Origin of the sequence: Bradyrhizobium sp. 142, from assembly GCF_023074015.1 — a bacterium.
Lineage (GTDB): Bacteria > Pseudomonadota > Alphaproteobacteria > Rhizobiales > Xanthobacteraceae > Bradyrhizobium.
The window spans coordinates 134,004-153,783 of the sequence record NZ_JADPKQ010000322.1 but is presented as its reverse complement, the minus strand read 5'-3'; the positions used below and the strand labels follow the sequence as shown (position 1 = coordinate 153,783).

The window sequence follows — 19,780 nt, the reverse complement described above, 5'->3', positions numbered from 1 at the left end:
ACTCATCGGCAGCCAACGTCACCTCCCGCGAATCCATCATCGCCAGAGAATCACATCCATCGGCCACAGGTTAGATTTGCTTGCTCCACAGTCAAAAAATCACACCCTCTGAGGTGCGCGCTCTGCGGCGCATCGCGCCGCAGAGCAAGCCTCGAAGGGCGACGGCCCGGCTGCATCTCGGCCGTTCATCCTTCGAGGCTCGCTCTGCGATTCTCTGCATCGCAAGGCTCGCACCTCAGGATGACGAAATATGAAGCTTCGGTCCGAGGAAGTCACGAAGTTGGGCGACACACCCAAAGTTTCTCAACATCACAACCAATTGCCTTGATTCGGAAACGATCATTCCCTATCCTTCCGCGATGCAAAAGGCCGCCCGCCGATCCCTGCCTGTTGCCCGTCCGCCCGGGCGTCCCCGCGAGTTCGACATGGACACTGCGCTGGACAGGGCCGTGCGGGTGTTTCGCGAGCGCGGTTATCATGCCACCTCGATCGGCGACCTCACCGCGGCGATGCGGCTTGCGACCGGCAGCGTCTACAAGGCGTTTCGTGACAAGCATGCCGTGTTCCTCGCAGCCTTGGAGCGCTACGTCGCGCTGCGCCAGGAGCAGACCCGCAATGCCGCGGCGAAGGGCACCAATGGGCGGGAGCGGCTGCGTCACGTGCTGCTGTCCTATGTCGAGCACTCCCAGGGCAGCGAGGGGCGGCGCGGCTGTCTCGTGGTCGGCAGCGCGGTCGAGCTCTCCGCGCTCGATCCGGTGGTCGGGGCGCGCGTCAATTCGCAGCTCAAGACCAACGAAAGCTTCATCGCCGGCCTCATTCGCGAGGGCCAGGCTGACGGCTCTATCCCCCGCCATGTCGAAGCCGACGACACCGCGCGGCTGATGATCTGCATCACGCAGGGCCTGCGCGTCGTCGGCAAGGCGCGCCTGCCGCTCGATGGCGAGCGCCTGGTCGGCGTCGCGATGAAGCTGCTCGCCTGAATTCTTGTCATATTAGGGAATAAATGTTCCCTATCTATGGAGTCCCGCAAATGACGATGAATGCCACGATCGAGACCGCGCCCGAGCCGGACGCGGTGTCGCAGCGACTGACCTTCGTGCTGGCCGCGGCCTGTGGCATGGTCGCCGCCAACATCTACTATGCCCAGCCGCTGATCGGTCCGATCAGCGCCGCGCTCGGCCTGTCGCATGCCGCGGCGGGGCTGATCGTCACCATGACGCAGATCGGCTACGGCACCGGGCTTCTGCTGATCGTGCCGCTCGGCGATCTCGTCGAGAACCGCACGCTGATCTGCTCCGTCATCACGCTCGGTGCCGCGGCGCTGCTTGCCGCCGCGTTCGCCACCCATGCGTTGCCGTTCTTGATCGCCGCATTATTCATCGGGCTCGGCTCGGTCGCGGTGCAGATCATTATCCCCTATGCGGCGCATCTGGCGCCGGAAGCCATCCGCGGCCGCGTCGTCGGCAACGTCTCGACCGGCCTGATGCTCGGCATCATGCTGGCGCGCCCGGTGTCGAGCTTCGTCACCGCGGCCCTGTCGTGGCACGCTGTGTTCTTCGGCTCGGCGGCGCTGATGATCGCGCTTGCCGCAGCGCTCTGGATGACCCTGCCCAAGCGCAAGCCGGTGGCGCGCATGCACTATGGCGAGTTGCTGCTGTCGATGCCGCATCTGGTGCGCACCACGCCGCTGCTGCGGCGCCGCGCGCTCTATCAGGCCAGCCTGTTCGGCGCCTTCACGCTGTTCTGGACCGTGGCGCCGCTCCAACTCGCGAGCGCATTCGGCTTCACCCAGCGCGGCATCGCGCTGTTCGCACTCGCCGGCGTCGCTGGCGTATTTGCGGCGCCGATCGCGGGACGGCTGGCCGATCACGGTCATAGCCGCGTGGCAACCCTGGTTGCGATGCTGCTCGTCGCCGTGGGCTTCCTGATTACGTATCTCGGCGCGGCCGGATCGGCGTTCAATCTCGCCTGCCTGTTTGTCGCCGCCATCGCCATCGATTTCGGCGTGCAGGGCAATGTCGTGCTGGGCTTTCGCGCCATCTTCGGGCTCGGGCACGCGCACCGCAGCCGCCTCAACGGCCTCTACATGGCGACGTTCTTCGCCGCCGGCGCTGCAGGCTCCGCGCTCGGCGCGTGGGCTTTCGTCCAAGGCGGCTGGACGCTGGCATCGGGGATCGGCCTCGCCTTGCCGGTCGTGGGCTTGCTGTATGCCGCGACCGAGTAGCAAGCTGGGGCAAACACGGTGTGCGCCGGGCCGTTTACCAAGACCTCGTGGCTGCGATTTCCGCCTCGCGATTTGCCCGCCGCTGTTGTACTTTGGTCGTAATCGGGCCTGGTCAACAGGTGGCAGGGGAGGCTTATGGAGCGTGCGGGACTGTTCGGCGTACCGCGGGTACGGCCGTGGGGGTGGCAGGCGTTCGTGCTCGGATTTGCGATCGTGGCCGTGTCGGCCTCGGTTCAGGGCATCTGCGTCGTGCTCGGCGCCAAACTTTATTTCGCGACCTTCCTGCCCAGTATCTTCGTGGTGGGAATTCTGGCCGGCGCGCCGGCCGCGGTATTCGCGGCGCTCCTCACCGTTCCGGTGGTGTGGTGGGCATTCATGCCGCCGTTCTTCGAGTTCAATGCGCTGACCAGCGCCAATACCGATTCCATCAACCTGTTCTTCCTGCTCGCCGTGCTGCTGATCGGCCTTGCCGATCTCTGTCGCGAGACCATGGCGATCATCAGCCGCGGCGGCTTGAGGCCGTCTGGCGAGAGCGCGGCAACGAATTCGCAATAAAAGGGCCGGGCGCGAGCGGGGCGCGTTGCGTCGGCGCAACAGTCCGGCAACCATTTGCGCGCTCGCCCTGCGCCGCTAACTTTTCGAAAAAGATTTGGCCGCAAGTTCTCCCGCGGGAATGACGAGGGAGTTTTCGAAACATGAACGGCCAGGCCATTTTGGAGAACGTGCGCCGCTATCGCGGGATCGCATCGCTCTATCGCCAGACCGCCGTCTTTCGGCCGAGCCAGAGCTGGTCGCTTCTGGAGCAGGCCGGGGAATGGGAAGCACGGGCGCTGAGGGAGCTGGAAGCCTATTTCGCCGGCCGCGCGGATCACGCCGTCCAGTTCGCTGCCTGATCGTTAACCATCGCCGCGGTCGTACAGGCGCGGACCTGATCTTGCGTGGTGGGTTGTCCGCCTCTACCGGAAACCGTGCTGTGCAAGGCTCGCGAGCGGGCGGATCCAGGCAGACGGTGGCAACTACGGAGTTGTCTCGGTGCTTGTGTGTGCTAGCAAGGCGCTGACCACGATATTTACGTCGGCCCGGGGGCACGCGATGACCACCTTCAACCGCATCTTCACGACCGAGCGTTTGCTCCAGATCATCGTCATCCTGGCCGCGACGGTCGCGATGAAACTGATGGGCTGAACGCCGGCGAGCTATCGCCCGCCGAATTCGGGCACCTCGGGCAGATAGTTCGAGCCCTCCGAGCCCAGAAAATCAAACATCGCCTGCGCCGGCGGCAGCAGCACCTTGTCGCTGCGGCGGATCACGTACCATTGCCGCACGATAGGCAGGCCCGCGACATCGAGCACGATGAGCCGGCCCTCAGTGAGCTCATGCGCGACGGTGTGGGCCGAGATGAAGGCGACGCCGAGTCCGGCGATCACCGCCTGCTTGATGGTCTCGTTGCTGCTCATCTCCATGCCGATGATCGGCTCCAGATCCGACTTCTGGAACATGCCCTCCATCAGCGTGCGCGTGCCTGATCCCGGCTCGCGGGTGAGGAAGGTTTCGTGCACGAGGTCGGTCAGGCTGAGGCCGGCATCCTTCTCCAGCCAGTGCCCCTTGCGGGCGACGATGATGTGCGGATTGCGCCCGAGCTGGCGGACGTCGACGCTGACGTCGGCCGGTGGCCGACCCATCACGGCCAAGTCGAGGTCATAGCCGTGCATGGCCTCGCGGATCTCCTCGCGATTGCCGATGGTCAGCTTGATCTCGATCTTCGGATACCGCTTCGAGAATGCCGCTATCGCGTGCGGCACGAAATATTTTGCGGTCGAGACCGCGCCGAGATGCACCGTGCCGCCGGTTCGCCCGGCGAGCAGGTCGAGCGCGCCCTGGCAGTCAGCGATTGCGGCTTCGACGCGCTCGGCGAGCGTGAGAACCTCCCTGCCTGCCTCCGTCAGCAGCATGCCGTCGCCGGTCCGCTGCACCAGCGGCAGGCCTGCGAGATCCTGAAGCTGGCGCAGCTGCTGGGTGACCGCCGGCTGCGTCAGCCCCAGATGGCTCGAGGCCGCTGTGACGCTGCCCTTGGCCGAGAGCGCCACAAGCGAACGCAGCTGCCGGATCGTGAGATGCCGGAGCTGCGCCACCAGGCGGGTATTATAAGATAATTCTTTGGCGCTCATTATGATTAGAAATTTTCCTTATTAAGCCATCCCTGTCAATCTCCTGATGCTGGGACGGACCATACCAACCTCCGCCAGGGAGGGAACTGGAGACGGCGCCAGCAAGGGATGGACGCACATGACCGGGCAACTCAGGCTGGACGACCACCTTCAGCGGTATTCCGAGACCGCACCCCACGCGCTGGCGGTTGCAGCCGCGGTCGATGCCATCGCGGCGGCCGCAATCGAGATCGCCGACCTGATCGGTACCGGAGATCTCGCAGACGCATCGGGCTTCACGACCGGGCGCAACAGCGACGGCGATCTCCAGTGTAACCTCGACGTCCAGGCGGATGCGATCCTTCGCCGCTACCTCGGCAAGTTGCCGATTGCGGCGCTCGCCTCGGAGGAGATGCGCGAGCCACAGTTCGGCGACCGCGACGCGAAGATCTGCGTCGCCTTCGATCCGCTCGACGGCTCTTCCAACATCGACATCAACATGACCGTCGGCACGATCTTCTCGATCCTGCCGGCGCCGGACGATCTCTCGCTCGCCTTTCGTCAGCGCGGCTCGGCACAGCTTGCGGCGGGATTCGTCACCTACGGCCCACAGACCTCGTTGGTGCTGACCCTCGGTGACGGCGTCGACATCTTCACGTACGACCGCAGGTCCGGCGGCTTCCGTCTGGTGCGCAGCGCCGTGCAGATTTCCGAGGCCTGCGACGAGTTCGCGATCAACGGCTCCAACCGCCGGCATTGGGATCCGCCGGTGCGTGCCTTCGTGGACGAGTGCCTCGCCGGGGTCGACGGGCCGGCCAACCATGATTTCAACATGCGCTGGATCGGCTCGCTGGTCGCGGAGGCCTATCGCATTCTCACCCGCGGCGGTGTCTTTCTCTATCCGTCCGACGCGCGCCCCGGCTATGGCGATGGCCGCCTGCGCCTCACCTACGAGGCGCACCCGATGGCCATGATCATCGAGCAGGCCGGCGGCTCCGCCTCGACCGGGCGCGAGCGCATCCTCGAGCTGTCAGCGGAAAGCCTGCACCAGCGCGTGCCGCTGATCATGGGATCGAGCAATGCGGTGCAGCGCGTCGCAGAATTGCATTGTGACCCGCTGCTGGTCGCAAGCGTCTCCGCGCCCTTGTTCGCGCGGCGCGGTTTCTTCCGGCTTTGAGGAGATAGGACATGTCCAGGAAGCATCCGATCATTTCCATCACCGGCTCCTCCGGCGCGGGCACGACCTCGGTCAAGAAGACGTTTGAGCAGATATTCTTCCGCGAACGCGTCAACGCCGTCTACATCGAGGGTGACGCGTTTCATCGCTACGACCGCACCGAAATGCGCACGCAGATGGCCAAGGAGGCCGAGCGCGGCAACAAGCATTTCAGTCATTTCAGCCCCGAGACCAATCTGTTCGAGGAACTGGAGCGCGCGTTCCGCGACTATGGCGAGACCGGCACTGCGACGACGCGGCACTACGTCCATGACGCCGAAGAATCCGCCTTGCACGGCGCGCCTCCCGGCACCTTCACCGAATGGAAGCGGCTGCCCGAAAACTCGGATCTGCTGTTCTACGAAGGTCTGCACGGCGCCGTCGTCACCGACAAGGTCAATGTCGCGCGCTACGCCGACCTCAAGATCGGGGTGGTGCCCGTCATCAATCTCGAGTGGATCCAGAAGCTGCACCGCGACCGCAGCGCCCGGGGCTATTCGACCGAAGCCGTCACCGACACCATTTTGCGGCGTATGCCGGACTACATCCACTACATCTGTCCGCAATTCACCGACACCGACATCAACTTCCAACGCGTGCCGACGGTTGACACTTCAAATCCGTTCATCGCGCGCTGGATTCCGACGCCGGACGAATCGATGGTCGTGATCCGTTTCAAGAACCCGCGCGGCATCGACTTTCCCTATCTGCTCTCGATGCTGCCGCACAGCTTCATGTCGCGCGCGAACTCCATCGTGTGCCCGGGCGCGAAGCTCGACCTTGCAATGCAGCTCATCCTGACGCCGCTGATCATGCAGCTGATCGAGCGCAAGCGAAATTTGAAGTGAACAAGGGGAGAATCCGATGAACATCTCCGTCCACGCCGAAGCCGACCTCTATGCGGTCAGCCACAACGATCTCGCCAACGCGGTCCGCTTCCTTGCGATCGATGCCATCGAGACCTCGCAGTCCGGCCATCCCGGCTTGCCGATGGGCATGGCCGACGTCGCGACCGTGCTGGTCTCGCGCTTCCTGAAATTCGACTCGGCGCATCCGAACTGGCCGGACCGGGATCGCTTCGTACTGTCCGCGGGCCACGGCTCGATGCTGCTCTACGCGCTGCTCCATCTCACCGGGGGCGATGTCAGCCTCGACGACATCAGGGCGTTCCGGCAGTGGGGCTCGAAGACGCCGGGCCATCCGGAATACGGCCACACGCCGGGCATCGAGACCACGACGGGGCCGCTGGGGCAGGGGATCGCGACCGCCGTCGGCATGGCGCTCGCCGAGCGGATAGCCAATGCGCGGCACGGCGATGGTCTGGTCGATCATTTCACCTATGTGATCGCCGGCGACGGCTGCCTGATGGAGGGCATCAGCCAGGAGGCGATCTCGCTGGCGGGGCATCTGCAATTGTCCCGGCTGATCGTGCTGTTCGACGACAACGGCATCTCGATCGACGGGCCGACCTCGCTCGCGACATCGGACGACCAGCTCGCGCGCTTCGCCGCCTCCGGCTGGTCGGTGCGCCGCATCGACGGGCACGATCCCGAGGCGATCGCGCAGGCGATTGCCGAAGAACGTGAAACCTCACGGCCGTCACTGATCGCCTGTCGCACTATCATCGGCTATGGCGCGCCGGATCGCCAGGGCACCGAGAAGGCGCATGGCGCTCCGCTCGGTCCCGAACAGACGGCGGCGGCGCGGCGAACGCTCGGCTGGGACTACCAGCCCTTCGTGGTGCCGATCCCGATCCTGAAAGCGTGGCGGATGGTCGGCCAGCGCGGACAAGTGGCGCGCCTGGCCTGGCTCGATCGCTATGAATGCGCGGCGCCCGAGCAGCGCGACCTGTTCATCGAGGGCAAGGCAGTTGCGCTTCCCGCCGCTTATGCGCTAGCCGCGGCGAAATTGCGCGAGCGCTTTGCCACCGAGCGTCCGAAGCTGGCGACCCGGCAGGCCTCGCAACAGGTGCTCGACGGTATCGCCGGGACAATCCCCGGCCTGGTCGGTGGCTCGGCGGACCTGACCCACTCGAACCTGACGCACGCCAAGGTGCAGACGCCCGTCACGCGCGCCGCATTCGCAGGTGACTACATCCACTACGGAATCCGCGAGCACGGCATGGCGGCCGCGATGAACGGCCTCGCGCTCCATGGCGGGTTCATTCCCTATGGCGGCACCTTCCTCGCCTTCTCCGACTACAGCCGGCCGGCGATCCGGCTTGCGGCCTTGATGCGGATCCGCGTGATCCACGTGATGACCCATGATTCCATCGGGCTTGGCGAGGACGGACCGACACATCAGCCGGTCGAGCATCTCGCGGCGCTGCGGGTGATTCCAAATCTGCTGGTGTTCCGTCCTGCTGATGCGGTGGAAACGCTGGAAGCCTGGGACTGCGCGCTTGGGGCCGAGGATCGTCCGTCCGTGCTATGTCTGTCGCGCCAGGCATTGCCGACCTTCCGCAGCGATGCACGCGGCAGGAATCGCGTGGCGCGTGGTGCCTATCTCCTGGTCACGCCGGATGGCGGCCGTGACGTGACGCTGATCGCGACCGGCTCGGAAGTGTCGATTGCGCTGGAAGCGGCCCGCCTGCTTGCGACCGAACACGTCCGCGCGGCCGTGGTCTCCGCGCCTTGCTTCGCCCTATTCGAGGAGCAGTCGGAGGACTACCGCGCCGAAGTTCTCGGCGCCGCGCCGCGCATCGGCATCGAGGCCGCCGTTCTTGGCGACTGGCCACGCTGGCTCGGTGCCGATGGTGAGTTCGTCGGCATGCGCGGCTTCGGCGCCTCGGCGCCGGCGCCCGTGCTCTACCGCGAATTCGGCATCACCTCGCAAGGCATCGCGGACGCCGCCCGGCGGGCGATCGCCCGCGCAGGCAAGACACAATAGGAGGACATCCCGTGGCACGTATCACCCTTCGGCAATTGCTCGATCATGCAGCTCACCATGGCTACGCGGTGCCGGCGTTCAACATCAACAATATGGAGCAGGGGATCGCGATCATGCAGGCTGCGGCCGAGGTCGATGCGCCCGTGATCATCCAGGCCTCGCGTGGCGCTCGCAGCTATGCCGGCGATCTCATGCTCTCGCACATGATCGATGCGCTGGAGCGGACCTATCCGGACATTCCCCTGTGCATGCACCAGGACCACGGCAATGACGAGGCGACCTGCGCATCCGCCATCGCGCACGGATTCACCTCGGTGATGATGGACGGCTCGCTCAAGGCCGATGCCAAGACGGCCGCCGATTACGACTACAACGTCGCGATCACCCGCCGCGTCGTCGATCTCGCCCATTGGGTCGGCGCGTCGGTCGAGGGCGAGCTCGGCGTGCTCGGTTCGCTCGAGCACGGCGGCGGCGAGCAGGAGGACGGTCACGGTGTCGAAGGCAAGGTCAGTCACGACCAGTTGCTGACCGATCCCGACCAGGCCGTCGACTTCGTCCGGGCAACTAAAGTCGATGCGCTTGCTATTGCGATGGGCACCTCGCACGGCGCCTACAAGTTCAGCCGCAAGCCGGATGGTGACATCCTGGCGATGCGGGTTGTCGAGGAGATCCATCGCCGGCTGCCGAACACGCACCTTGTGATGCACGGCTCATCCTCGGTGCCGCAGCCGCTGCAGGACATGTTCAACCAGTTCGGTGGCGAGATGCCGCAGACCTGGGGCGTGCCGGTGGAGGAGATCGTCCGCGGCATCAAGAGCGGCGTGCGCAAGGTCAATATCGATACCGACTGCCGGCTGGCGATGACGGCGGTCTTCCGCAAGGTTGCCGCGCAGGCGCCATCCGAATTCGATCCGCGAAAGTTCCTCAAACCCGCGATGGATGCGATGCGCGTTCTGTGCCGCGAACGTTTCGAGCAGTTCGGTACCGCGGGTCATGCCGGCAAGATCAAGGTGGTCCCGATGAGCGAGATGGCGCGGCGCTACCGCGCCGGCGAATTCGACCCGCGGATCGACGAGCGCGAACCCGTCGCGGCCTGAGCCATTCAGAAGAGCAGAAGAGAGAGAAACAAGGAGACAGTCATGAACGCACATACCGGCACGGTCCGCGGCAAGGAGCGCTATCGCTCGGGCGTCATGGAATACAAGCGCATGGGCTACTGGGAGCCCGACTACGTGCCGAAGGACACCGACGTCATAGCGCTGTTCCGCGTGACGCCGCAGGAGGGGGTCGACCCGATCGAAGCATCCGCTGCGGTCGCCGGCGAATCCTCGACTGCAACCTGGACGGTGGTGTGGACCGACCGCCTGACGGCGGCGGAGAAATATCGGGCAAAGTGCTATCGCGTCGATCCCGTGCCGGGCTCGCCGGATTCATATTTTGCCTACATCGCTTATGACCTCGACCTGTTCGAGTCCGGCTCGATCGCCAACCTCTCCGCCTCGATCATTGGCAACGTCTTCGGCTTCAAGCCGCTGAAGGCGCTGCGCCTCGAGGACATGCGTTTTCCGGTCGCCTATGTGAAGACGTTCCAGGGGCCGGCGACCGGCATCGTGGTTGAGCGCGAGCGGCTCGACAAGTTCGGCCGGCCGCTGCTGGGCGCGACGATCAAGCCAAAGCTCGGCCTGTCCGGCCGCAATTACGGCCGCGTGGTCTACGAGGCGCTGAAGGGCGGGCTCGATTTCACCAAGGACGACGAGAACATCAACTCGCAGCCGTTCATGCACTGGCGTGATCGCTTCCTCTATTGCATGGAAGCCGTGAACCGTGCGCAGGCCGCCTCGGGCGAGGTGAAGGGAACCTATCTCAACATCACCGCCGGGACCATGGAGGACATGTACGAGCGTGCGGAATTCGCCAAGGAGCTCGGATCGTGCATCGTCATGATCGATCTCGTGATCGGCTACACCGCGATCCAGTCGATGGCGAAATGGGCGCGCCGTAACGACATGATCCTGCATCTGCACCGTGCCGGCCACTCGACCTATACGCGGCAGAAGAGCCACGGCGTGTCATTTCGCGTCATCGCCAAATGGATGCGGCTTGCCGGCGTTGACCACATCCATGCCGGCACGGTGGTCGGCAAGCTCGAGGGCGATCCCAACACCACGCGCGGCTATTACGACGTCTGCCGCGAGGACTTCAATCCGATGAAGCTCGAGCACGGCCTGTTTTTCGACCAGTCCTGGGCGAGTCTGAACAAGATGATGCCGGTGGCGTCGGGCGGCATCCATGCCGGCCAGATGCATCAACTGCTCGACCTGTTAGGGGAGGACGTGGTGCTCCAGTTCGGCGGCGGCACCATCGGCCACCCCATGGGGATTGCGGCCGGCGCGATCGCCAATCGCGTCGCCCTGGAGGCGATGATCCTCGCGCGCAACGAGGGCCGCGACTACGTCCATGAAGGTCCGGAGATCCTGGCCAGGGCGGCCGAGACCTGCACGCCGCTGAAGGCAGCGCTCGAGGTCTGGAAGGACGTCACTTTCAACTATCAATCCACCGACACGCCGGACTTCGTGCCGACAGCGTTGGAAACCGTTTGAGGAGACATGAGATGAAACTGACGCAAGGCTGCTTCTCGTTCCTGCCCGATCTGACCGACGACCAGATCACAAAGCAGGTGCAATATTGCCTGGCCAATGGCTGGGCGGTGAACATCGAATTCACCGACGATCCGCATCCCCGCAACACTTATTGGGAGATGTGGGGTCTGCCGATGTTCGATCTCCAGGACGCCGCCGGCGTGATGATGGAGCTCGCCGAGTGCCGCCGGGTGTACGGCGACCGTTACATCCGTATCAGCGGCTTCGACTCCAGCCATGGCTGGGAATCGGTGCGGATCTCCTTCCTGGTCAACCGCCCGCCGCAGGAGGCCGAGTTCGAGCTGGTGCGGCAAGAGGTTGGCGGGCGCGCGATCCGGTACACCACTGTGCGAAAGCCGGCGGCCCACGCCTCGCAATAGACGTTTCCTTTCCGCGCGGAGCACTCCCTGCTCCGTATCCTTGGCGGACCACTGCTTCGCCGCTTCCCCGCGGCGAAGCCCTTTTCTTCGAGGTGCCGATGCTTGATGTGCCCCATGCAACGACCACTGAAGGCGGCGGCGAGACCAGGTTCGATCTCCGCAAGGAAGCTGAAGCGGCCGGAATCACGGATACGCTGCAGCAGCTCGAGCAGGAGCTGGTCGGCTTGAGGCCGGTCAAGAACCGCGTACGCCAGATCGCCTCGCTGCTGCTGATCGAACGCATTCGCCAGCGTGCGGGCTTGGCCTCTGCGCCGCCGACGCTGCACATGTCATTCACGGGCAATCCCGGCACGGGCAAGACCACCGTGGCGCTGCGCATGGCGAAAATTCTGCACGGCCTCGGCTTCGTGCGGCGCGGGCAGGTGATCTCGGTGACGCGCGACGATCTCGTCGGCCAATATATCGGCCATACCGCGCCGAAAACAAAAGAGATATTGAAGAAGGCGATGGGCGGCGTGCTCTTCATCGACGAGGCCTATTACCTGCATCGGCCCGACAACGAGCGCGACTACGGCCAGGAGGCGATCGAGATCCTGCTCCAGGTCATGGAGAACCAGCGCGAGGACCTCGTCGTGATTCTTGCGGGCTATGGCGAGCGGATGACGAGCTTCTTCGCCAGCAATCCCGGCTTCCGCTCGCGCATCGCGCATCATATTGACTTTCCGGACTATGGGGAGGCCGAGCTTCTCGTCATCGCGGAGCTGATGCTCAGGGAGCGCGGTTATCGCTTCTCGGCCGCCGCGCGCGAGGCCTTCGAGAAATACATCGAATTGCGCCGGACCCAGCCGTTCTTCTCCAATGCGCGCTCGATCCGCAACGCGGTCGACCGCATCCGCTTGCGACAGGCCGATCGGCTGGTCTCCGATCTCGACCGCATGCTTGATGTCGCCGACCTTGAAAGGATCGATCCCGCCGACGTGCTGGCGAGCCGCGTCTTCAGCGGCGGTGCCGATGTCCGGAGTGCAAAGCCATGACCAGAGAGATTTTCATTGCGCCGTCGATCCTGGCTGCGGATTTCGCACGTCTCGGCGAGGAGATCGCAGCCATCGATGCGGCCGGCGCCGACTGGATCCATTGCGACGTGATGGACGGACACTTCGTGCCGAACATCAGCTATGGCGCCGACGTCATCAAGGCGATCCGGCCGCTGACGAAGAAGGTCTTCGACGTCCATCTCATGATCGCGCCGGTCGATCCTTATCTGGAGGCCTTCGCGAAGGCGGGCGCCGATGTCATCACCGTGCATGCCGAAGCCGGTGTCCATCTCGACCGCTCGCTCCAGGCCATTCGCGCGCTCGGCAAGCAGGCCGGTGTCAGCCTGTGCCCGGCGACCCCGGAACACGCGATCGAATATGTGCTTGACCGCGTCGACGTCGTATTGGTGATGACGGTCAATCCGGGCTTTGGCGGCCAGTCCTTTCTCGAATCCCAGCTTGAGAAGATCAGGCGCATTCGAACGATGATCGGCGACCGGCCGATCCGGCTCGAGGTCGATGGCGGCATCACGCGCGACAATGCCGCTGCCGTTGCCGCCGCGGGCGCCGATACGCTGGTAGCGGGTTCGGCCGTGTTTCGCGGCAACGGCAGTGCCGACTATGCCGGCAACATCGCAGCCATCCGCCTCGCCGCCGAGGCCGGCCGGGTTCGCAAGCTGCAACCTAGTTCCACGCAGCCGATGCGCGCCGGCGAAAGCGCGCGCCTCCGGTAGACTACGGCAGCTATGAACGGCGAGCGCCGGCTCTACGCCCAGCTCGCTGGCCGGCGAGCCATGTTCCACGGTGTAGAGTCTGCGCCGATTGGAACTAAATTCCTCACGCGCGTTTCTCAAAACTTAACTGCGATCAGGCGGGCCGTGCTCGCAGCAAATGTTTTGCACAACCGCCATCGGCCTGACGCAAATCAGGAGGATAAGCCAGTGAACGCGAGGGAGGGTCTCATGGAGAACGTACGTCGCTACCGGGCGCTGGCGTCCCTCTGTCGTCAGCAGGCGGCCTACCGGCCGCTCCAGAACTGGGAATTGCTTGGTCAGGCCGAACACTTCGAGTATCTTGCCGAGGTCGCGCTGAAGGCGCATTTCGACGCGTGCAATGCGCAACGCGAAGAGGGCGGTGTCGCAGCGTGGGAGACCCCGGTCGCGGCTTGACAGCACTGTTGTGTTTTTTGTGTTTTTCCGTATGGACCGCTGACGCTGCCTCGGCAAATTGCGGCCGCGACTCCTTTGCCAAGATTTAATCGCGTGGACGGGACGCCGTAAGGTGCCAGCGCCCATGTTGCGTGCAAGGCGACGCCTTCACCAACATGGACATTTCGACATGACCGACCGCGTCAATTCCGACACCAGCACGTCCCGCAAGATTCTGAGGCCGCGCCGGCTTGCGCTGCTCGGCACCGTAGCCGCGCTCGGCGTGGCGATGCTTGCTGCTTCTCCCGGTCCTTCGCCGTTCGGTGCGACCTCCTTCGTTGCGCCGGCGCAGGCGGCGGAAGCCGCCGCAACGCCGCCGGGCTTCGGCGACCTCGTTGCCAAGGTCAAACCTGCCGTCATCTCGGTGCGGGTCAGAATCGACCAGGACAACGACAAGAGCGCGATGCTGCAACAGAACCGGATGAACTCCGATGAGGATTCGCCGTTCGACCAGTTCTCCCGGCAGCTTGGTTTCCGTGGCCCCAACGGCGTGCCGCGCCAGCGTCACCAGGTGATCACCGGCGAGGGCTCGGGCTTCTTCATCTCCGCTGACGGCTATGCGGTGACCAACAACCACGTTGTCGACCATGCGCAGTCCGTGCAGATCACGACGGACGACGGCGCGATCTACACCGCGAAGGTGATCGGCACCGATCCGAAGACCGATCTGGCGCTGATCAAGGTCGATGGCAAGAAGGATTTCCCGTTCGTCAAATTCTCCGACCAGAAGCCGCGGATCGGCGACTGGGTGGTCGCGGTCGGCAATCCCTTCGGCCTCGGCGGCACTGTGACCGCCGGCATCGTCTCGGCCAGCGGCCGCGACATCGGCAACGGTCCCTACGACGACTTCATCCAGATCGACGCCCCCATCAACAAGGGCAATTCAGGCGGTCCGGCCTTCGATATGACCGGCAACGTGATCGGCGTGAACACCGCGATCTTCTCGCCCTCCGGCGGCTCGGTCGGCATCGGCTTCGACATTCCGGCCTCGACCGCAAAGCTCGTCATCGCGCAGCTGAAGGACAAGGGCGCAGTCACCCGCGGCTGGCTTGGCGTCCAGGTGCACCCCGTGACGGCGGATATTGCCGACAGCATCGGCCTGAAGGAGGCAAGGGGCGCGATCGTCGACAATCCGCAAGGTGGCAGTCCGGCGGCGAACGCCGGCATCGAGGCCGGCGACGTCATTACGGCCGTCAATGGCACTGCGATCAAGGACTCGCGCGATCTCGCCCGCACCATCGCCACATTGGCGCCGGGCAGCTCGGTGAAGCTCGATGTCTGGCACGAGGGCGAGAGCAAGACGATGACGCTCGCGCTTGGCGAGCTGCCGAAGGAGCGGCCGGCCCAAGGCTACGGAAAGACCGATGACGACAAGGTCCAGCCGGACGCCGGCACGCCGCGCCTTGGCCTCAGCCTGGCTCCCGCAGGCGACGTGCAGGGCGCCGGCCAGAACGGCGTCGTGGTGACCGAGGTCGATCCGCAAGGTCCGGCCGCGCAGCGCGGCATCCAGACCGGCGACGTCATCCTCAATGTCGGCGGCAAGGCCGTCGCCAGTGTTGGCGACGTCCGCTCCGAGCTGACGCAGGCCAGATCGTCCGGCAGGCGCAGCGTGTTGTTGCAGGTGAAGAACGCGGAGGCGACCCGATTCGTCGCAGTGCCGCTCGCGTAAGTCGTACGCCTACCCGCACAAGTCCAAAAAGGCGGTCTTCGGGCCGCCTTTTCCTGTCGACACGCAAGTTTCCCAGAGAGTGCCGATAACATTCTCGTCAACGGCAGGAATGATGACAGGTTCGTCCGAAAAAGCCGCGTTCGCTTATCAGACTTGGGAGTTGCATGTGCTCGGCGGCAATGAAGCTACCGGCGCGAGTTGCAAGGATGGAACTTCGAGCGTCCGGCCGCTTTGTGGAACTGGCCGGCGGTTCGCATTTGATCGGTGCCGAAGATGGTTCGATTGAAGCTCTTTCTGAGAAGTGCGCTGCTCGTCGCGCCCTTCGTGCTGTCGATCGGAAGCGCCTTGGGCCGCGACGATGGCCGCTACGCCGATTCTCCGCTCAAGCCGTGGTTCGACAGCCTGCGCAGCCATCTCGGTCCGTGCTGCTCGGATGCGGACGGGCTTGCCGTCGCCGATCCCGACTGGGAATCGCACAACGGGCACTATCGCGTGCGGCTCGATGGGCAGTGGGTCGAGGTGCCCGATGAAGCTGTCATCACCGAGCCGAACCGTGCCGGTCGCACCATGGTGTGGCCGGTCAAGACCTCGTTCGGGATATCGATCCGTTGCTTCATGCCGGGCAGCATGATCTGACGCCGGTCAGCGCGACCGCTTGGCGGATTTGCGCTTTGACGTCTTCTTGGACGTTTTCTTAGATGCCTTCTTGGATGTCTTCTTCGACGTTCTCTTGGACGTTCTCTTGGCGGTCTTCCGCTTCGAGGCTTTCTTCGGGAGCTTCTTGCCCTTCTTGCGCGCCTTCGAGAGGCCGATCGCGATCGCCTGCTTGCGGTTCTTCACGCGTCCGCCACGACCGCCACGTCCACTCTTTGCGGTGCCCTTCTTGTAGCGCCGCATCTCGCTTTCGACATCACTGCCGGAGCTGCGCGAGTAGCGGCGCTTCTTTGCCTTGCGTGCCATCAATGTTCTCCCTTGGGCCGAGGGGAAAACCGTTCGTAGCAGGCATGGTTCCGAAACCATGCCCTGCGACACGCCAAGGCAGCAGGCAGGCTAGAATGAATTCGCCAGCTCGATCTCCGCCTCCAGTGCCTGGATGCGACGCGCGGCTTCAGCGAAGGACAGATCCCGCGCGTATTGTGCAGGCTGGTAAGTCTCTTCGCTGAGCCGCTTCAGCTTGAGCCCCTGTGTCCGCGTCATCTGCTCCGAAAGCACGGCCCTGGCGTCGTACCGCACCTGAATCTGCATTTCCCATCTCCGTTCTGAATTCGTGGCTTGACTATATGTTCTTATTTTGTTCTAACAAGCCATGGACAACAGAATTAATGAAATCCGACGGAAAATCAGCGCCTTGCGGCTGGAAATGGCCGAGATCGAGGCATCTGTCCGCGACCTCGTTAACCGTGATCGCGACTGCACCGAACAGGCGCTGTCGCAAATGGGCCTCCGGCGGAAAATCAACCTGCTGATCACCGAATGTGAGGCGGCGGGCGGTGGCGACGTCCTGCCCGACATTGGGGACAGGGTGCGTCTTCGGACCGTCAGGCAAGTTGGCAAGCCAGCAGGCGCGACCGCGCCCCGCTGAGATTTTTTTTGGTGGCCCACCGTGGAGGAGCGCCGGACGCCCGCGCGCCGAGCTTTTCGAATTGGACTCCGCCATTGGGCAATTGCATTGCGAGGGTCTCGACGAGGCGACAACGCAAGCTCTGATCGCACGCAAGCGCGTACGGCTCGAGCATCTCGTGAAGATGAATTCCGCAGGCGGCGGCCTTAACATCGCTGACAATCGACGCAGCTAGCGCGGGGTGCACATCCACCGCAGCGCGGTGTGACCGGTGCCCCGGCATCGCTGAACAGAAAAGCCCCGCGTCACCGCGGGGCTTTGTGATTGAGTCGTCGACGGCACTCACTTGGTGTTGGTGGTGCCCTTGTTCGTCATGGTACCGCCCTGATCGGAGCCGGGACCAGAGCCGCCTTGGCCGGAGGGGTCAGCGCCCTTTGAGGATTTGGTGTTGGCGCCCGTGGTCTGCGACGATGACATCGAAGATCCTTGCTTGGCCTTGTGCGACTTCGCTTGAGCAGCGAAGGGGGCCGCGGCAAGGCCGGTTGCCAACATCATGGCGAGAGCGAGCTTGGTCGTCTTCATTGCGCGGGAACTCCTGAGTTAAAATGACGCAGGCAGCCAACTGCCGTTCGCTGCAGGAGTTCCCCGCAAAACGTTGCGCCGCTTCACATCTGCTTCAAAATTCCTTGCGCTATTCCTTGCGCTTCAAAATTCCTCGTTCTCGGCGAGAATGAACACGACACCGGTGAGTGTCGCTCCGATCGCGAACGTGGTCACTAGCGTGATAATGAAGACGATGGCGGCTTCACGGCCGCCGTTGTGGATCAGCGCGGCGACGGCAGGGTTCGTGAGTGCGAGCACAAGGCCGAAGACGAGGCCCAGTGCCGCGCCCATCATCGCGTGCGTCATCACGCGGATGGCGCCGGTGCGAGAGATAAGTCCGGAGGGCTTCTTCGTGCGCATGGAGCCGCCCCTTTGATTTGCAGGGAAACGCGACCGAGGATCGCAGGTTCCACTTACATGAACAAATTGTCACGGCAGGCTTCATCCGGCGTTCAGGCCGGACTTGCGAGGATGGCGCTATCAACACGGGACATTCGATATGGGCAAGGTTGTCTTTCTTTACCGCTCGCTGGCCTATCACAGCGCGGCCGCGGATATACTGCGCAAGGCGCGCAAACTGCCGCACGGCGCGGAACGAAGTGCGGCCCGCCGCTACGCGAGGGCGCTACGCGATCTCGCTCAGACGGAAGCCTGGCTCGAAGGGCGCGTCGCCGAGGAAGCGCGACCGCTGCGGCGAATGAGGAGGGCGGCGTCCGGCTAGCCCGACGCGCGCTGCAACTCCGTCGACGCGGCGGTGCCGAATTTGTCGGGTGCGGAGGACGCTGCAATCTTGCGGGTCAACGGCACCTGCAGGCGGCACAACAGCCCCTCGGGCCGCCAGTCGAACAGCGCCTGTCCGCCGAGCTGGGATTCGACGCTCGCCAGCAGGCTGCGTGTGCCGAAGCCGCGCGACTTCGGCGGCCTCACTAGCGGGCCACCGGATTCCTCCCACGTCACGGCGAGTGCGTCGTTATCGACCTTCCAGCCGATCGTGAGCCGGCCGGACCGCGTCGAGAGTGCGCCATACTTTGCGGAGTTGGTGAAGAGTTCATGCAGCGCCAGCGCCAGCGTCTGAGCGGTGGCAGGCACGAGCTGTACCTCGGGACCCGCGAGCCTGATCTGGCCGCCGAGCGAATAGGGCGCAAGTTCCTCGTCGATCAGCTTCGACAATTCGGCGCCCTGCCAGCTCGACAGCGACAGGATGGTGTGAACGCGTGCCAGCGCATTGATGCGCCCTTCGACGGCATTGACATATGCCTTGACCTCGTCGGCACGGGTGAGGCGCACGATCGATTGGGCCAGCGCCAGCGCATTCTTGGCGCGATGGTCGACTTCACGTGCGAGCAGATTCTGCCGCTCCTCGGCACGCTTGCGTTCGGTGATGTCCACGGTGACACCGCTCACCCGCACCACGCGGCCGCTCCCATCGACGGTCGCGGCAGCCGTGCCGACGCACCAACGCACGTCGCCGTCGGGCCGCACAATGCGGAACTCCGTTTCATAAGCGCGCGAGCCCTTGTTGAATTCGGCGATCGCCTTGCGCAACTCATCGACGTCATCGGGGTGCAACAGAGCCTGAACGTTGGCCGGATTGACGTTAAAATTCTCAGGGCTAACGCCGAAGATGCGATACTGGCCTTCATCCCACATCCAGTCGCCGTTGATCCAGTCCCAATCCCACGATCCCATCTTGCCGGCGGCGATCGCCATGCTGCGCCGCTGTTCGCTCTCCCGCAGCTTTGCGGTGGAGTTTTCCAGCTCGGCGGTGCGCGCGCGGACGCGATCCTCGAGCTCCTGGTTCAGCCGCTCGAGCTCGCGCGTCTTGCGATAGAGCTCGGAAAAAACCTTGATCTTGGCGCGCAGCACCTCCGGCACGACCGGCACCGGAACGTAGTCGACCGCGCCCATCTCGTAGCCGCGGAGGCGATCGATATCGCTCACTTGAATGGCCGAGATGAAGATCATCGCGGTCTTCTGGAAGCGCGGATGCTCCCGGATCATCGCGGCAAGCTCGAAACCGTCGAGGTCCGGCATGCAGACGTCGACCAGGATCACGGCGATCTCGGTCTTCAGCAGCACCTCCAGCGCCTCGCGACCCGACGACGCGATCACGAGGTTCTCGCCGAGTTCCTTCAAGATGACCTCGTAGGCGAGCAGCTTGGCCGGCTGGTCATCGACGAGGAGGATGTTGACCTTTTCGTGGTCCATTC

The 19,780-nt window shown here is 64.1% G+C and carries 23 protein-coding genes; 17 read left to right on the top strand and 6 right to left on the bottom strand.

Annotated elements, in window-relative coordinates; all coding sequences use genetic code 11:
* Positions 1 to 425: 425 nt before the first annotated feature.
* The 4 genes from IVA82_RS29935 (at position 426) to IVA82_RS29920 (ending at position 3,117) form a co-directional block, all read left to right on the top strand.
* Positions 426 to 980 (top strand): TetR/AcrR family transcriptional regulator, encoded by a 555-nt coding sequence (locus tag IVA82_RS29935; protein ID WP_247383042.1) that lies wholly within the window; start codon positions 426 to 428, stop codon positions 978 to 980.
* 50 nt (positions 981 to 1,030) lie between these two features.
* Positions 1,031 to 2,224 carry an MFS transporter gene (locus IVA82_RS29930; RefSeq protein WP_247383041.1) on the top strand — a complete coding sequence of 398 codons (1,194 nt, stop codon included), beginning with the start codon at positions 1,031 to 1,033 and terminating at the stop codon, positions 2,222 to 2,224.
* Positions 2,225 to 2,359: 135 nt separating this feature from the next.
* The gene (locus IVA82_RS29925) at positions 2,360 to 2,779 is read left to right on the top strand and encodes a DUF4118 domain-containing protein (protein ID WP_247383038.1); all 420 of its coding nucleotides are present in this window, start codon (positions 2,360 to 2,362) and stop codon (positions 2,777 to 2,779) included.
* Positions 2,780 to 2,919: 140 nt separating this feature from the next.
* Positions 2,920 to 3,117 (top strand): hypothetical protein, encoded by a 198-nt coding sequence (locus tag IVA82_RS29920; protein WP_247383037.1) that lies wholly within the window; start codon positions 2,920 to 2,922, stop codon positions 3,115 to 3,117.
* A 303-nt stretch (positions 3,118 to 3,420) separates the two neighbouring features.
* Here IVA82_RS29920 and IVA82_RS29915 read toward each other — a convergent pair whose 3' ends face one another.
* Positions 3,421 to 4,392, bottom strand: a complete 972-nt coding sequence (locus IVA82_RS29915) for a LysR family transcriptional regulator (protein ID WP_247383034.1) — start codon at positions 4,390 to 4,392, stop codon at positions 3,421 to 3,423.
* Between the two features lie 118 nt (positions 4,393 to 4,510).
* Between IVA82_RS29915 and IVA82_RS29910 the strand changes: the two genes are divergently transcribed.
* The 11 genes from IVA82_RS29910 (at position 4,511) to IVA82_RS29860 (ending at position 16,042) form a co-directional block, all read left to right on the top strand.
* A complete protein-coding gene (locus tag IVA82_RS29910) occupies positions 4,511 to 5,548 on the top strand; it encodes a class 1 fructose-bisphosphatase (RefSeq protein WP_247383033.1) in 1,038 nt (345 codons plus the stop codon).
* An 11-nt stretch (positions 5,549 to 5,559) separates the two neighbouring features.
* A complete protein-coding gene (locus tag IVA82_RS29905; RefSeq protein ID WP_247383032.1) occupies positions 5,560 to 6,435 on the top strand; it encodes a phosphoribulokinase in 876 nt (291 codons plus the stop codon).
* Between the two features lie 16 nt (positions 6,436 to 6,451).
* Positions 6,452 to 8,476 carry a transketolase gene (tkt, locus tag IVA82_RS29900; RefSeq protein WP_247383031.1) on the top strand — a complete coding sequence of 675 codons (2,025 nt, stop codon included), beginning with the start codon at positions 6,452 to 6,454 and terminating at the stop codon, positions 8,474 to 8,476.
* An 11-nt stretch (positions 8,477 to 8,487) separates the two neighbouring features.
* Positions 8,488 to 9,573, top strand: a complete 1,086-nt coding sequence (fba, locus tag IVA82_RS29895) for a class II fructose-bisphosphate aldolase (RefSeq protein ID WP_247383030.1) — start codon at positions 8,488 to 8,490, stop codon at positions 9,571 to 9,573.
* Positions 9,574 to 9,615: 42 nt separating this feature from the next.
* Positions 9,616 to 11,076, top strand: a complete 1,461-nt coding sequence (locus IVA82_RS29890; protein ID WP_148741586.1) for a form I ribulose bisphosphate carboxylase large subunit — start codon at positions 9,616 to 9,618, stop codon at positions 11,074 to 11,076.
* 11 nt (positions 11,077 to 11,087) lie between these two features.
* Positions 11,088 to 11,495, top strand: coding sequence for a ribulose bisphosphate carboxylase small subunit (locus tag IVA82_RS29885; protein WP_247383029.1), 408 nt, complete (start codon positions 11,088 to 11,090; stop codon positions 11,493 to 11,495).
* Positions 11,496 to 11,593: 98 nt separating this feature from the next.
* Positions 11,594 to 12,529: a CbbX protein gene (gene cbbX / locus IVA82_RS29880; RefSeq protein WP_247383028.1), complete on the top strand. Its 936-nt coding sequence runs from the start codon at positions 11,594 to 11,596 to the stop codon at positions 12,527 to 12,529.
* Complete coding sequence (rpe, locus tag IVA82_RS29875) at positions 12,526 to 13,263, top strand: ribulose-phosphate 3-epimerase (protein WP_247383027.1); 738 nt, start codon at positions 12,526 to 12,528, stop codon at positions 13,261 to 13,263. The genes cbbX and rpe overlap by 4 nt, the downstream gene beginning before the upstream one ends.
* Before the next feature lie 228 nt (positions 13,264 to 13,491).
* Positions 13,492 to 13,698, top strand: coding sequence for a hypothetical protein (locus tag IVA82_RS29870; protein WP_247383025.1), 207 nt, complete (start codon positions 13,492 to 13,494; stop codon positions 13,696 to 13,698).
* 169 nt (positions 13,699 to 13,867) lie between these two features.
* Positions 13,868 to 15,406: a Do family serine endopeptidase gene (locus IVA82_RS29865; RefSeq protein WP_247383023.1), complete on the top strand. Its 1,539-nt coding sequence runs from the start codon at positions 13,868 to 13,870 to the stop codon at positions 15,404 to 15,406.
* Between the two features lie 273 nt (positions 15,407 to 15,679).
* Complete coding sequence (locus IVA82_RS29860; protein ID WP_247383022.1) at positions 15,680 to 16,042, top strand: hypothetical protein; 363 nt, start codon at positions 15,680 to 15,682, stop codon at positions 16,040 to 16,042.
* A gap of 6 nt (positions 16,043 to 16,048) precedes the next feature.
* Here the strand turns inward: IVA82_RS29860 and IVA82_RS29855 are convergent, their stop codons facing one another.
* Both IVA82_RS29855 and IVA82_RS29850 read right to left on the bottom strand, forming a co-directional pair.
* Positions 16,049 to 16,366 (bottom strand): DUF6496 domain-containing protein, encoded by a 318-nt coding sequence (locus IVA82_RS29855; protein ID WP_247383021.1) that lies wholly within the window; start codon positions 16,364 to 16,366, stop codon positions 16,049 to 16,051.
* A 90-nt stretch (positions 16,367 to 16,456) separates the two neighbouring features.
* A complete protein-coding gene (locus tag IVA82_RS29850; protein ID WP_247383019.1) occupies positions 16,457 to 16,651 on the bottom strand; it encodes a DUF3072 domain-containing protein in 195 nt (64 codons plus the stop codon).
* Between the two features lie 115 nt (positions 16,652 to 16,766).
* Here IVA82_RS29850 and IVA82_RS29845 point away from each other — a divergent pair, with 115 nt between their 5' ends.
* The gene (locus tag IVA82_RS29845) at positions 16,767 to 16,988 is read left to right on the top strand and encodes a hypothetical protein (protein WP_247383055.1); all 222 of its coding nucleotides are present in this window, start codon (positions 16,767 to 16,769) and stop codon (positions 16,986 to 16,988) included.
* A gap of 321 nt (positions 16,989 to 17,309) precedes the next feature.
* Here IVA82_RS29845 and IVA82_RS29840 read toward each other — a convergent pair whose 3' ends face one another.
* Together IVA82_RS29840 and IVA82_RS29835 are read right to left on the bottom strand one after the other, a co-directional pair.
* A complete protein-coding gene (locus IVA82_RS29840) occupies positions 17,310 to 17,549 on the bottom strand; it encodes a hypothetical protein (RefSeq protein ID WP_247383018.1) in 240 nt (79 codons plus the stop codon).
* A 123-nt stretch (positions 17,550 to 17,672) separates the two neighbouring features.
* Complete coding sequence (locus IVA82_RS29835) at positions 17,673 to 17,930, bottom strand: hypothetical protein (protein ID WP_247383017.1); 258 nt, start codon at positions 17,928 to 17,930, stop codon at positions 17,673 to 17,675.
* A gap of 139 nt (positions 17,931 to 18,069) precedes the next feature.
* Between IVA82_RS29835 and IVA82_RS29830 the strand changes: the two genes are divergently transcribed.
* Entirely contained in the window at positions 18,070 to 18,291 is a 222-nt protein-coding gene (locus tag IVA82_RS29830; protein WP_247383016.1) for a hypothetical protein, read from the top strand.
* Here the strand turns inward: IVA82_RS29830 and IVA82_RS29825 are convergent.
* On the bottom strand, positions 18,288 to 19,778 hold the full coding sequence (locus tag IVA82_RS29825) for an HWE histidine kinase domain-containing protein (protein WP_247383015.1): 1,491 nt from the start codon (positions 19,776 to 19,778) through the stop codon (positions 18,288 to 18,290). The genes IVA82_RS29830 and IVA82_RS29825 overlap by 4 nt on opposite strands.
* Between the last annotated feature and the right edge of the window lie 2 nt (positions 19,779 to 19,780).

Bases quoted from the DNA above. Each gene is read 5' to 3' on its own strand.
- IVA82_RS29885 (WP_247383029.1), top strand. From the start codon at position 11,088: ATGAAACTGACGCAAGGCTGCTTCTCGTTCCTGCCCGATCTGACCGAC.
- IVA82_RS29840 (WP_247383018.1), bottom strand. From the start codon at position 17,549: ATGAAGACGACCAAGCTCGCTCTCGCCATGATGTTGGCAACCGGCCTT.
- IVA82_RS29925 (WP_247383038.1), top strand. From the start codon at position 2,360: ATGGAGCGTGCGGGACTGTTCGGCGTACCGCGGGTACGGCCGTGGGGG.
- IVA82_RS29825 (WP_247383015.1), bottom strand. From the start codon at position 19,778: ATGGACCACGAAAAGGTCAACATCCTCCTCGTCGATGACCAGCCGGCC.
- IVA82_RS29860 (WP_247383022.1), top strand. From the start codon at position 15,680: ATGGTTCGATTGAAGCTCTTTCTGAGAAGTGCGCTGCTCGTCGCGCCC.
- tkt (WP_247383031.1), top strand. From the start codon at position 6,452: ATGAACATCTCCGTCCACGCCGAAGCCGACCTCTATGCGGTCAGCCAC.
- IVA82_RS29830 (WP_247383016.1), top strand. From the start codon at position 18,070: ATGGGCAAGGTTGTCTTTCTTTACCGCTCGCTGGCCTATCACAGCGCG.
- cbbX (WP_247383028.1), top strand. From the start codon at position 11,594: ATGCTTGATGTGCCCCATGCAACGACCACTGAAGGCGGCGGCGAGACC.
- IVA82_RS29870 (WP_247383025.1), top strand. From the start codon at position 13,492: ATGGAGAACGTACGTCGCTACCGGGCGCTGGCGTCCCTCTGTCGTCAG.
- IVA82_RS29910 (WP_247383033.1), top strand. From the start codon at position 4,511: ATGACCGGGCAACTCAGGCTGGACGACCACCTTCAGCGGTATTCCGAG.
- IVA82_RS29835 (WP_247383017.1), bottom strand. From the start codon at position 17,930: ATGCGCACGAAGAAGCCCTCCGGACTTATCTCTCGCACCGGCGCCATC.
- IVA82_RS29865 (WP_247383023.1), top strand. From the start codon at position 13,868: ATGACCGACCGCGTCAATTCCGACACCAGCACGTCCCGCAAGATTCTG.
- IVA82_RS29930 (WP_247383041.1), top strand. From the start codon at position 1,031: ATGACGATGAATGCCACGATCGAGACCGCGCCCGAGCCGGACGCGGTG.
- rpe (WP_247383027.1), top strand. From the start codon at position 12,526: ATGACCAGAGAGATTTTCATTGCGCCGTCGATCCTGGCTGCGGATTTC.
- IVA82_RS29855 (WP_247383021.1), bottom strand. From the start codon at position 16,366: ATGGCACGCAAGGCAAAGAAGCGCCGCTACTCGCGCAGCTCCGGCAGT.
- IVA82_RS29935 (WP_247383042.1), top strand. From the start codon at position 426: ATGGACACTGCGCTGGACAGGGCCGTGCGGGTGTTTCGCGAGCGCGGT.
- IVA82_RS29905 (WP_247383032.1), top strand. From the start codon at position 5,560: ATGTCCAGGAAGCATCCGATCATTTCCATCACCGGCTCCTCCGGCGCG.
- IVA82_RS29920 (WP_247383037.1), top strand. From the start codon at position 2,920: ATGAACGGCCAGGCCATTTTGGAGAACGTGCGCCGCTATCGCGGGATC.
- IVA82_RS29890 (WP_148741586.1), top strand. From the start codon at position 9,616: ATGAACGCACATACCGGCACGGTCCGCGGCAAGGAGCGCTATCGCTCG.
- IVA82_RS29845 (WP_247383055.1), top strand. From the start codon at position 16,767: ATGGCCGAGATCGAGGCATCTGTCCGCGACCTCGTTAACCGTGATCGC.
- IVA82_RS29850 (WP_247383019.1), bottom strand. From the start codon at position 16,651: ATGCAGATTCAGGTGCGGTACGACGCCAGGGCCGTGCTTTCGGAGCAG.
- IVA82_RS29915 (WP_247383034.1), bottom strand. From the start codon at position 4,392: ATGAGCGCCAAAGAATTATCTTATAATACCCGCCTGGTGGCGCAGCTC.